This window comes from Acinetobacter sp. GN11 (genome assembly GCF_054823985.1).
On the sequence record NZ_JRVL01000300.1, the window covers coordinates 197 to 12967 of the forward strand.

8 protein-coding genes, 2 tRNA genes and 1 pseudogene are annotated in these 12771 nt (G+C 40.2%); 6 read left to right on the forward strand and 5 right to left on the reverse strand.

Annotation, left to right across the window (positions count from 1 at the left end; all coding sequences use genetic code 11):
- The first annotated feature begins 666 nt into the window (after positions 1–666).
- The 3 genes from NL42_RS18505 (at position 667) to NL42_RS18515 (ending at position 4787) form a co-directional block, all read left to right on the forward strand.
- Positions 667–1755, forward strand: coding sequence for a hypothetical protein (locus NL42_RS18505; RefSeq protein ID WP_013196784.1), 1089 nt, complete (start codon positions 667–669; stop codon positions 1753–1755).
- Between the two features lie 83 nt (positions 1756–1838).
- A complete protein-coding gene (gene rrtA, locus NL42_RS18510) occupies positions 1839–2414 on the forward strand; it encodes a rhombosortase (protein ID WP_461313865.1) in 576 nt (191 codons plus the stop codon).
- 177 nt (positions 2415–2591) lie between these two features.
- Positions 2592–4787 carry a TRAP transporter large permease subunit gene (locus tag NL42_RS18515; RefSeq protein ID WP_461313866.1) on the forward strand — a complete coding sequence of 732 codons (2196 nt, stop codon included), beginning with the start codon at positions 2592–2594 and terminating at the stop codon, positions 4785–4787.
- Positions 4788–4951: 164 nt separating this feature from the next.
- On the opposite strand, the gene NL42_RS18520 is transcribed toward NL42_RS18515, so the two are convergent.
- The 4 genes from NL42_RS18520 to rnr all read right to left on the reverse strand — a co-directional run bounded on the left by NL42_RS18520 (position 4952) and on the right by rnr (position 10243).
- Positions 4952–5377: a hypothetical protein gene (locus NL42_RS18520; protein ID WP_461313867.1), complete on the reverse strand. Its 426-nt coding sequence runs from the start codon at positions 5375–5377 to the stop codon at positions 4952–4954.
- A gap of 11 nt (positions 5378–5388) precedes the next feature.
- The gene (locus NL42_RS18525; RefSeq protein WP_016140118.1) at positions 5389–5598 is read right to left on the reverse strand and encodes a YheV family putative zinc ribbon protein; all 210 of its coding nucleotides are present in this window, start codon (positions 5596–5598) and stop codon (positions 5389–5391) included.
- Between the two features lie 40 nt (positions 5599–5638).
- Positions 5639–7693, reverse strand: a complete 2055-nt coding sequence (locus NL42_RS18530; RefSeq protein WP_461313868.1) for a M3 family metallopeptidase — start codon at positions 7691–7693, stop codon at positions 5639–5641.
- A 135-nt stretch (positions 7694–7828) separates the two neighbouring features.
- A complete protein-coding gene (rnr, locus tag NL42_RS18535) occupies positions 7829–10243 on the reverse strand; it encodes a ribonuclease R (RefSeq protein WP_461313869.1) in 2415 nt (804 codons plus the stop codon).
- A gap of 261 nt (positions 10244–10504) precedes the next feature.
- On the opposite strand from rnr, the gene NL42_RS18540 reads away from it, so the two are divergent.
- From NL42_RS18540 to NL42_RS18550, 3 genes are all read left to right on the forward strand, one after another.
- Positions 10505–10595: transfer RNA gene (locus NL42_RS18540), tRNA-Ser, on the forward strand.
- A gap of 9 nt (positions 10596–10604) precedes the next feature.
- A tRNA-Arg gene (locus NL42_RS18545) sits at positions 10605–10681 on the forward strand.
- Positions 10682–10788: 107 nt separating this feature from the next.
- Entirely contained in the window at positions 10789–11382 is a 594-nt protein-coding gene (locus NL42_RS18550; protein ID WP_461313870.1) for an HAD-IB family hydrolase, read from the forward strand.
- A gap of 69 nt (positions 11383–11451) precedes the next feature.
- On the opposite strand, the pseudogene NL42_RS18555 reads toward NL42_RS18550, so the two are convergent.
- A pseudogene (locus tag NL42_RS18555) lies at positions 11452–12771 on the reverse strand (hypothetical protein); the annotation flags it as partial.

Here is a 12771-nt window from a genome sequence, read left to right on the forward strand (position 1 = left end):
AGAAAAAAGCTAAGGAAATACAATTGTCTGACAATTTCACCTATGGGTGCCTATTTGATCGGTTAAAGTACAAACACCAACGTAAAGTGTGTCGGAGGTCTCAAAATGGAGATGCCAACATGGTCGTTCTTGGTCATTGCCATCATTTTGGCAGTGGTGATAGGAAGAGCAGGAACTTTACTCAGGGAGCATCTTAACAGAGTTAATTTTAACAAAGTTAAGAGACAGAGGATGCAAGGTCGTCGATCAGTCAATTATTAAATTGTTTAGTCGATTAATTCCATCAAGTGTCCAGTTTATAACTGGGTGCGATTGTAGTAAGGAGGTCTCTCATGGAGATTTCAATGTGGATGTTTCTGTTAATTGCAGTCGTTATGGCTGTGGTAGTAGGAAGAGCAGGAACTTTACTTAAGGATTATATAGAACAAAAATAATATAAGCCGTTAAAAGCTTATCTCAGTTAATAAGTAGCATGTGCTGAACCGTCGCAATGCTACTTTTTTTTGCCTAAAATTTCTGTTTCCCTGAAAAACTGTCAATTTTATCTACTGTGAAGTATGTCAAAGTATAAGCGCTACAATTAGAGTAATTACTCTTTTATTCAAGATATGCATCTGCTAATGTACATCTGAAAAGGAAAAAACAAATTACATAGAGGACAGGAAGATGTCTAAAGTCCAAAAAATAAGCCAAGGTTTGGCGATGAGTTTTCTTGCAGCTTCAGTTTTATCAGGTTGTTCATACGTCGTGAAAACCGGAGCAAATGTTGCTTTAGGTTTTACGGAAAAGCACGTCGTTCCGCCTATTCTGGCAATGCAAGATGCTGAAATGGTTTGTAATACTGGTAGTGCTTTAACACCAGCAATCATGTCTACTAAAGGTATGGGTGCGGATCCAACGCGTGTTGCGGTATTAATGTATGCTGCATCAGGTGTCTGTGCGGAAAATCAAGCGTTAGAACAGGAATTACGTTATTTACGTGCATCAAAAGCAGGTCAAGTAACCGAAGCTCAAGATGCTCGTATTGCTCAGAAACGTTGGGCCGCAATTGCTGCTGAGCGTCAATATACAGGCTATAAGTTGTTTGCTGATCGTTGGGAATCTAAATATAAATACCATTTAGGTGATTCTTGTCCAACGATGCGTAGTGATACGGATCAAACAGTTTATTTACTTGGAATGATTAGTGGTCTTCAGGCTGTGACCAATGATATTAACTCTGGCGGCGCAGTCAATGTTCCAAAAGATATTGCTGCTATTGTAGAGCGCGGCATGGTCTGTCTCGATAATGAAAAATTCTGGGGTGCACCTAACGCAACGCGTGCTGTTATCTGGACTTTATTGCCAGGGGCTGATGAAGGGAAACCTGATCCATACCAAACTTTAAAACAATCAGTCCAAATTGGTGAGCAAAAAGGTGTTCGCTTATCTCATGCGTTATATGCGGTAGCTGCTCAAGCAAGTGGTGATGATGCAAAAATCCGTGATGCATTAAGATCATATGCGGCATCTCAAGCTGACGATAAGCCTGTCAATCCAAACTTTAAGTTAATCGATAGTATGGCTGGTCTAATTGTACGCGGTATTTCTGACCGTTACTGGACTGAGCATACAGGTGTGCGTACTGGAGATGATGGTATGTCACATTTCTGGGATGATAAGAATGAAGGTGCAGCAGAGCTAGATGAGTTATTTGATGGCGGAGCAGCATCTGAAGCTCCAGCGGATTCATCTGCTCCACCAGCAGCGCAGTAAACATATTTGAAAGGTTAACTTCTTGCGAGACTGTTGTTAAGTTTTACAATGGTAGCAAGAAGTTTAATTTCAAGGAGTGTGCCATGAAGGATCATGTACTGAATCATAAAGTGCTTTTGGTCGCAGTGTGCATTTCTGTATCTGCTTGTCTACAGGTGTTTCCTGATACTTTTATTTATTGGCGAGAAAGCTTACTCGGTGAATTCTGGCGTTTATGGACTGCACATTGGGTGCATGTTGGGTGGATTCATTTCCTTTTAAACATGATGGCATTCGCCTGTTTACCGTTTATCTTTCCGCATACCAAAGCGTGGCATCTTTTGAGTCTGCTTTTTCTTTTGCCACCGTTCATTAGTTTGGTCTTCTATTTTTATTTACCTTATATCGAGGCGTATGCTGGTTTGTCAGGTGTTTTACATGGGCTATATACAGCAGTTGCTTTAGTTTATTTGCAATATCGTAAAGAACGGAATTTTGCTTTTCTAGTTTTAGGATTAATTATTGCAAAACTGACATGGGAAAATACCTTCGGGCAAACAGGAACAGCCCAATTAATAGGAAGTCCAGTTTTAACTGAAGCTCATTTATATGGAGCAATTGGTGGCGCAATCTTTGGAGGATGCTATTGGCTTGCTCAAAGATTAAAAAAGAAAAATTGACAATACGAACTGTTAAAAAAGTGATTTTAGTCATTCTTTATTAATAAAGTTTGATGCAAATTTGATCGTTGAATAAAGGGATTGGTAGAAGGGGGATGGAATTAACCCCTGACCAAGAAAATTGCATGACTCAAGCTCCTGTTTACAGGTTTTTGAGAGAACAAAATTGGAATATTTATGCAAGGACATCAAGAAAAAAGATCTGGATTAGGTCTGCTGGGTTATATATGGAACGAATGGATCTCAACATTCGTCATCCTCATTCTACTATTAATGACTCTAATCATTGGTACCGGGGAAATGATCCACGGGCAATTATTACGTATCGGGGAACGTCTTTATGGTGATCCTGCGATAGGCATGCAATATTCATTTTTGCGTGCTGAACCTGAAAAGCCGACTTGTGATCGACATCCAAATATCGATGCTCAAGTAAAAGAACAAATGAAAGCCAATGCATCTGATGATTTCTCGAGTTTCTTTGGTGCAGCATCGGAAAGTGATGTCCGTGCATCACTACTCGCTGCGCAGCAACAATGTGACGAGAAATATCAGGCATATGACAAGACAATTAAATATATTGAAGCTAACCCAGGAGTGCGTACTTACCGTGCCATCGAGACAGGTTTCTTTGGTATTTTTAAATTTGGTACAGAAAATCGCGCAATTTTACTGATTTTTATGGTTCTAATTTCGGCGATTACAGCATCGTTAAAATTTCACCATATTGGCTTACGTAATCCAGCAACAAAAATAGATTACAAAGTCTATTCCATCTTTATGGTGGTTGCTAATGCTCTACTCAGTTTCTCTGTCATTAGCCAGTATCGTTCAGTTATCAATTCTGGGGTAACACCTACCTATGAAACAGTAACGATTTACTGGATATGGATGATTCTGTTTGTTGTTCTGACTTTAATTAGTCTTTATCAACTCTTTGTTTCACCGCCAGCAAAACGTGAAGGCGGAAATATTGGCTTAGCACTGCTATGTGTGCCTTTATATGCTTATATGGGTTTGATTACGGGCATAGTATTTACATTCTTTATGGATTATCCAATGGGGCAAGGGATTTACCTTGGTTTATTGGTTGAGTTCTCAGGTATTTTCTTAAACCTTGCCTTGTTTATTTGGGCAGGTATGCTTCTAACTCAAACACGCGTTATGGACTTGTTCCTTAATGTACTTCGTCCATGGAATTTGGCACCAGAAACCTTAACATGGTTAATTCTAATTGCAGCTGCGGTACCAACGGCTTATACAGGTGCGTCAGGTATTTTCGTTATCGCAGCAGGTGCAATTATTTATAAAGAAGTCTGGAATGCGGGTGCTCGCCGTCAATATGCATTGGCTGTATCTGCAATGTCAGGTTCTTTAGGTGTGGTTGTACGTCCATGTCTATTGGTCGTTTTAATTGCAATGCTTGATAGCCGTCATGTAACGTCCGATGAGCTGTTTGGGCATGGTGTTTATGTATTTTGGTTAACAGCATTTATTTTCTTGGGTGTTTCATTACTCTTGGCTGAAGAAAAATTCCGTGTGAATTCACCAAAAGTAGCGATTCCGGGCATGATGCGCGCCTTTGTACCTGTAATTCCATACATTTTGATTACTGCTGTTGTTCTTGCGATCTATAAATATGCGCTAGACACAGGAATGAATGAATTTACTGCACCAGTAATTTTACCATTAGTCCTGATAGCAATGATCTTGTATGACAAAATGGTGGCGCCAAAAGAAGCTCCTGCAATCAATATTCATGAGGCGATTGTTCGTGAGCATGAACAGAAATCACCATTCCTTCGAGCGCATGATCCACATAGTTCTCAATTCCGTCTAGGTTTTGGTGGGGCACTTCGTTTTGCAACCTCAGAAACTGTAGGACATATTGGCGCACTAATTATCTTGATGGCATTGTCTGCAAGCGTTGGTGGTTTAATTGAACGTTCTGAAGTGGTTGAATTATTGCCGACTCATTTAGGCAGTATCTATATATCACTGGCATGTATTGCACTGCTACTAGCTATTATTGGTATGTGTACAGATCCATTTGGTGCTGTAATTTTAGTTGCTGCAACTATTGCACCTGTGGCATACGAAAATGGGATTCATCCAATTCACTTCTGGATGATTGTGTTGGTTGCATTCGAGTTTGGTTATGTAACACCGCCAGTTGCGTTGAACCATCTACTCACGCGGTTGTCCGTCGGAGATGATGAAGTGAATGCTGCCGATGCGGAAGCAAAAGAGAAATATACAAGTTTCTACTTCCGTTATGAGCGCTGGTTGCTACCAATTATTGTCTTGTTCTCATCATTGGTATTGGTTACTTATGTGCCATATGTGTTTAAGTTATTTGGTTGGTATCATTAACTTAAATTAAAGTATCAGTTATACAAAAAAGCCTTCCTAAATGGAGGGCTTTTTCAGTCAGTGAGTTTAGTAAATTTAGGAAAAAAGATGACTGGAGTTATTTTAGTTAAAATAAAAAAAGCTAAAGATAGATAACTTTAGCTTTTTAAGTTCCCATTGAAAAACTATTGCTGTTTGAGCTGAGCTTCAAGCAATTTAACTTGTTCTTCTTTGAGTTTCGTTAATTGATCTGCATCTGCATGCTGAGCTTTTAACGAACTTTCCTGATCTTGCAACTGACGATGGATGTCATCGAGTTTAGACACTTCCTCTTTTGCTAACGACTCTTGAGCAGGGACAGGCTGTTTAAGTACATCTTCATTCATAAGTTGTTGTGAACTGGCAGCCTCTGCTACTGGTTCGGAACCTGATGATGGATCAGGGATTTTAGCAGGAGCAGGTGTCGAAACAGGTTGAGGATCAACCATTGGTGCGGATGACTCGGTTTTTTTGAAAAACCATTGTGCAGCGAAAAAAAGCACTACAAGAATGCTTAAGCCCCCAATTAAAATCCACAATAGTTTTGAGTTTTGTTTTCTTTGTAGTGGCATCTCTAAGACCTTTAGTCAGGACGACGAGGCTTGAACTGTATTACTCCAACTTCATCAGGTACAGCAGGTGTTTCAGGCTCATCAATATGAGTCGGACGATTTTCGCTATAACCGCATTCGATACATTCAATCCATTCGTCTTCAGCGGTGGTTAGCATGACAATCCGATCTGTTGCTTCACATTTTGGACATTTAGCCCCAGCAATGAAACGTTTTTTCATCTTTATCACCCTAACCACACGATCAATTTAGGCCCATAGTTTAAGCGGTTTTTCTGTCATTCGTCCAACCTTGATGACGTAACAGTGCATCAATTTTAGGTTCACGGCCACGGAAACTTACAAATGCTTCAAGTGCAGTGTCTTTACCACCCACTGCTAAAATTGCCTGACGGAATTCTTTGCCAGTTTGAGTGTTGAAAATACCTTCATGTTCAAAACGATCAAATGCATCACTCGCTAAAACTTCTGCCCATTTGTAAGAGTAATAGCCAGCCGCATAACCACCAGCAAAAATATGACTGAAGCTATGTTGAAAGCGGTTGTAGTCAACAGCAGGAACAACGGCATATTGTTTACGAATGTCGTTTAACGTTTGCTGAATTTGCTCACTGTTCAGTGCAGGTGTTTTTGTGTGAATAGTCAAGTCAAACAATGCAAATTCAAGCTGACGTAAAGTTTGCATACCAGACTGGAAGAAACGAGCATTTAATAAAGCATCAAGTAATTCTTGCGGTAAAGTTTGTTTGCTCTCAGTGTGCTCACTTAAAACATCTAAACTTTCTTTATCCCAAGACCAGAATTCCATGAACTGGCTTGGTAGCTCTACTGCATCCCAAGCAACACCATGAGTTCCTGCAACCGAAATATTATCTACTTCGGTTAGCATGTGATGTAAACCATGTCCAAACTCATGGAATAAAGTGATTACTTCATCATGGGTGAGTAAAGCAGGCTGATCACCTACTGGAGGAGTGAAGTTACACACCATGTAGCAAATTGGTTTTTGTAAACCATGAACAGTTTGCATGCGTGAGCGGAAACCACTCATCCATGCGCCGCCTCTTTTACCAGTACGCGCGTATAAATCAAAAAAGAAACCACCAACCACTTGACCTTGGTCTTCTAACTCAAAATAACGTGCATCTGGATGCCAAACTGGAGCTTCACGCTCAACGATGTTAATACCGTATAAGCGCTGCACGATCTGGAATAAGCCCTGAATGACTTTAGGTGCAGGGAAATAAGGTTTTAATGCTTCTTGCGATAAGTTGAATTGTTGCTGTTTAAGCTTTTCAGAATAGTAAGTGCTATCCCAAGGTTTAAGTTCATCAACACCATCTTGTTTGGCAATCTCTTGAAGTTCAGCAATCTCTTGAAGAGCAGGGGCACGCGCATGCTCAGCGAGATCAACCAAAAACTCATGTACTGTTTTTACATCTGGCGCCATCTTGCTTGCGAGAGAGTATTCAGCATAGTTATTGAAACCGAGTAGTTTCGCCATTTCCTGACGAAGACTTAAAATTTCTTCCATAATTTTGCTGTTATCAAACTCAGTTTGTTCAGACTGATCAGATGCACGAGTGACATAGGCTCTATAAAGTTCTTCACGCAATGAACGGTCATCTGCATAGGTCATGATTGCAAAGTAAGCTGGAAAGTCCAGAGTTGCTACAGCTTGGTCGAGTTCACGTTGTTTACCGTACTGTTTTAATAACTCAACATTACTTTCTGGCAGACCTTTTAGCTCAGCTTCTGTAAGTGGTTTAAAGTAAGCTTGTGTCGCATCAAGTACATGATTAGAAAAATCAGAAGAAAGCTGTGAAAGACGAGCAGAAATATCTGCATAGCGTTTTTTCTCTTCGCCCTCTAAAGCCACACCAGAAAGTTTAAAGTCACGTAAAGCGAGGCGAATAGCACTTTGTTGGGCTGGACTAAGAGATGTATAGACCTGACCATCATGGATGTGCTGATAAGTTTGGTAGAGCGCCGTGTGTTGTCCAAGCTGAGTGTAATATTCGCTCAATGCTGGCAATAACGATTGATAGACCTCTCTGGTTTCAGCATTGCTCATTACCGCATTTAAATGTGATAAAACGCCCCATGATTCACTGAGGTTGTTTTCAAGAGTATCGACTTGTTCAAGTACAGCAAGTTGTTGAGTGGCATCGGTAGGTACAGCTGTAAGCGTATTTAAAAATTCTTGGCCTGCTTGTATCGCTTGTTGGATGTCTTGTTTTAAATTTTCTAATTCAATTTGATCAAAACGCGGTGTTGGTAAGGTCGCTTGTTGGAAAGTCATTGCTGTGAGCCACATTATTTTTTAAACATGTTATTAGATGTAGGTCCTCTCAAGCCAGAAATCAAGTTTAATGTGAAAAATAACTTTTTTAAAAAGAAATAAGCCTCACATTGGAGGCTTATTTCTGAATTGGCAACATTTATTGTTTAATTATTCAGCCTTTGATTTCGCATTAGCCTTTTTCTTTTTAGGCTTAGACTTTTTCTTTACTTTTTCCGGTTTACTTTCTGCTTTTGCAGAAGTTTTTTTACCAGGCTTTTTAGTATAAGAACTCGACTTAGCTTTTTCTTTCTTTTTGTGAACAGGTCTTTCGCCATCACTACTTGTTGGTTTACTAAAAACTTCTTCAGTTGCCTGTGGAGATGTTTTCGTTGTGCGTGGAGCTCGGCTACGAACGACTCGTCCTGCATGCGTGACTTGTTGAAGAAGCTGGAAGTCAATTTTACGTTCTTCAAGATTTACGCCAGCAACCTGAATTTTAACTTCATCGCCTAAACCAAAAACTTGACCTCTATTTTGGCCTACAAGATTTTGACTCGCTTGATCATAAATAAAGAAGTCATCACCGAGTTGGCTAATATGAATCATGCCATCGACATATAAGTCTTTCAGTGTCACGAACAAACCAAATTCAGTTACGGCACTTACGATACCAATGAATTCCTCGCCTAAATGCTGTTGCATATAGTGACATTTCAACCAAGTCGTTACACTACGAGATGCTTCATCTGCACGGCGTTCAGTTTTAGAGAAATGTTCACCAGCGTCATCTAGTGCAGCGCCAGAAAGTGGAGAAGGTTTTTGTTTCAAGTGTGCTTTAATCGCACGGTGTAACAATAAATCTGGGTAACGACGGATTGGCGAAGTGAAATGCGTATATGCTTCATAAGCTAAACCATAGTGCCCCGCATTTTTTGCGCCATAATAAGCTTGCATCATTGAGCGTAATAACACGGCATGAATGCTTGGTGCATCAATACGGTCTTTGGTTGCTTCAATAACTCTTTGATAATCTGCTTGAGTTGGCTGGTCAGGGAAGGGTAGACCAAGTAATTTCACAAAGTCTTTTACTTTCTGAATACGTGAAAACTCTGGCGCTTCATGCACGCGATATAACATTGGAATATCATGTTCTAATGCATATTCAGCCGCAGCAACGTTAGCAAGCAACATACATTCTTCAATGAGCTTATGTGCTTCATTACGTGTACGTGGCAAAATTTCTTTAATCCCGCCAAGCTCATCAAAAGTCATGTACGTTTCAATGGTTTCAAATTCCATTGCATGACGGTCAGCACGCAAGTTTTTCAAAATTTGATAAAGCTGGAAAAGCGTATTTAAAGATTTATGAACATCACGATCTTTTGGAATCGCATCTGTTGCACCTTCAAAATATTGCGCTACCTGTGTATAGGTCAAACGCGCTTTTGAGTGCATAACTGATGGATAAAACTCGAAACTAGTTACACGGCCTGTACGGGAGAGTTTAAGGTCACAAACCATACATAGGCGGTCTACGTGAGGGTTCAGAGAACACAAGCCGTTTGACAAAGCCTCTGGTAACATCGGTAATACAAAGTGTGGGAAATATACCGAAGTACCTCGTTCCTCAGCTTCTTCATTGAGGGCTGAGTTTAATCGTACATAATGGCTTACATCGGCAATTGCGACTACAACGCGGTAACCACCACCCGGACGTTTTTCTGCATAAACTGCATCGTCAAAATCGCGGGCATCTTCACCATCAATTGTAACGAGTGCCAAGTCTCTTAAATCAATGCGGCCTTCACGGTCTTGAGCTGATGGCTCTTTAAAGCTTTCAGCTTCTTTTAATACCTGATCTGGAAATTCATATGGCAAACCAAATTCAAGAATAGTTTGTGGAATAATAATTTCTGTATCAGCTTTATCGGCCATAGACTGAATAATATGCGCCGTTGAAAACTCTTCGCGGGTCGGATAAGTATCAATTGCAACACGCAGCATATCGCCAACATTTGCTTCAGCGTGTTTTACGAGTTCTTTTTCTAAAGGAATAGGTTGGTGCTGATTAGGACTGTTGGGTTGAATAAAATATTCGCCATCATGAACTGACAATTTACCGATCATTTGTTTGACGCGATGTTGTAAAACTTCTGTAATAAAACCCCAAGGTTTACCTTTACGGTCTACTGAAGTCTGGCGCACTCTAACTCGGTCGCCATTAAATACTAAACGTAATTCACGTTCAGGAAGTAAAAGGTCAGTTTGACCATCAATATGTGCTGTACCTAAACCTTTACTATTAATATAAACAGTTGCTTCATATGTTGGTTGATCTGCCACCAACTGAAATTTAAAACCGTCTTTCATGATTTGACCATCACGAACCATAGCACTTAAACGATGACTTAACGCTTCGATACTTTTTTGGTCATGAATATTAAAATGATCGACAAGCTCTGCATGAGATTGTGGTGTTTGCACCTGCTCCAATGTATCTAAAATAAGAGTACGGCTTGGAATAGGATTGTCATAACGTTCAGCTTCAGCTTTCGCTTCAGGGTCAGCCCAGTTTTTTGTCATGTCGTTTGGTTTCACGCTTGGCAGATAAGTTTAGCATAAGCCATGCAGACCCGAACTGCACGTTTAGGTTTGCAATAATGTGTTATGCACTACAGTATTTTGATGAAGAAATAATATCTATCTTAACAAGCGTTTGATCGAAAAAGACGAAAATAATGAGTAAATTGCTTAAAAAGTAATTCATTGAACTAAAAAACAAGAAAATTTCAGTATGATGACTTGATCAATGTGGTTTTAGTTTGTATTATGGCGGCTCGTTCCGGTGAGGTGGATGAGTGGCTGAAATCACTTCCCTGCTAAGGAAGCATACCTATTACTGGTATCGAGGGTTCGAATCCCTCTCTCACCGCCATTACTTAATGCGCTCATAGCTCAGCTGGATAGAGCACTTGGCTACGAACTAAGGGGTCGGGAGTTCGAATCTCTCTGAGCGCACCAACTTGAAGAATTAACCGCTTTTATAGCGGTTTTTTTGTGCTTGTTTTTTGGTAATTTTAAAAAAATCTAAATTTATAACTTTTTAATTATATTAGAGATAATCATAAATGAATCTAGCTTTATTTGATTTTGATGGCACCATCACTCACAACGACACATTCAGCTTATTTCTTAAATTTTCTTTAGACAGAAAAACCCAACTCGTCGGTGGTATTCGACTTGCACCCTATATCGCTGGCTATAAACTTGGTTGGGTAACGGATAAAACCATTCGAACTAAGCTCTGCCAAGTAGGATATGTAGGTTATGACGCGAACTCCCTAAAAGATATGGGACAAGAGTTTGCTAAAAAGGTACTTCCTACATGTGTGCGTGAAAATGCTTTGGAGCGTATTCTCTGGCATAAAGAGCAAGGCGATCAGATTGTTGTTGTATCAGCATCATTAGGCGTTTATTTAGAAAGTTGGTGTCATTCTTTAGGTTTAGATGTTATATGCAATCAACTTGAAATACATAATGGTATTTTAATAGGTCATTTTATTGATGGTGATTGTGGTTATTTAGAAAAAGTAAATAGAATAAAAAATAAATATGATTTAACCCAATATCCTACAATTTATGCTTATGGTGATACTCCTAACGATTATGCAATGTTAGAGTTAGCACATAAAAAATATTATAGATGGCAAGAGATTGATTAGTACTAATTAATATTAGGAACTATATTAAATAAGGAAGCCACTTTTATAAGTGGCTTCCTTTTAATGATATTAAACCGTATGGAAAGAATTATCTAAGAAGTTATCAGTAAGTAATGACTGAGGTACGATAGTGTGCGTTGTATTCGTTACGCTAGATACTGTTGAAGTCACTCCATCGAGTAAGCTACCACCTGTTAATCCACCAAGTAAATTAGAAATGACATCTAAGCCACCTTGACCAGTCACGCCGCCAGTTAAGCTACCAACGATATCCGTTACGATGCTGATAGGGTTTTCGGTGCCGCCTGTTACACCCCCAGTTAGGCTACCTAGAAGGTCAGTCACTACACCGAGTGGGCTATCGCCACCTACACTTCCAGTTAAACCACCTAGAAGATCAGTGACTACACCAAGAGGACTATCACCACCAGTAACTCCACCAATAGTGCCTGTTACACCGCCAAGGATTTCTGTTACCAAACCAGTTGCAGTAGAGCCATTAGTAATAAGCGTACCGATAATGCCAGTTGCTGATTCAGTTGCACCTTGAATATCACCACCCACTAAATCAGAAACAACTTCAAGTGCGCCGTTTACCGTGTCGCGAGAAGTTTCGAAAGTTAATGTGCCGAGGTCAGCAATTTCAGAAACAGGATGTTCTACTTGTGGAAGGATACCGATAATTGTATCTGCTACTGTATCAATACCAGTATTGATAATTTCAGTTTTTAAGCTTTCGACACCCTGAAGAATATCGATACCGCCTTGAACTACGTCGATTACTGGAGAGATCGGAGATGTTCCACCACCAATACCACCTGTTACGCCGCCGATGATGTCGGTTACGACTTCAAGAGGGTTGCCGCCACCGATACCACCAGTTACACCGCCGATAATGTCAGTTACGACTTCAAGAGGGTTACCACCAACGCCACCAGTTACACCACCAATAATGTCAGTCACGACTTCAAGAGGGTTGCCGCCAACACCACCCGTTACTCCACCCACTACATCTGTAATGCTTCCAACTACACCAGTAACAATACCAGCAGCAGTTGTACCATTATTGATAAGCGTACCCAGAATACCAGTTGCTGATTCAGTTGCACCTGAGATGTCTCTACCCACTAAATCAGAAACAACTTCAAGTGCGCCGTTTACCGTGTCGCGAGAAGTTTCGAAAGTTAATGTGCCGAGGTCAGCAATTTCAGAAACAGGATGTTCAGTTTGTGGAAGGATGCCAATGATTGTGTCGGCAACAGTTTCAATACCTGTATTAATAATTTCAGTTTTTAGGCTTTCGACACCTTGAAGAATATCGATACCGCCTTGAACTACATCAACTACTGGAGAGATCGGAGATGTTCCACCACCAATACCACCTGTTAC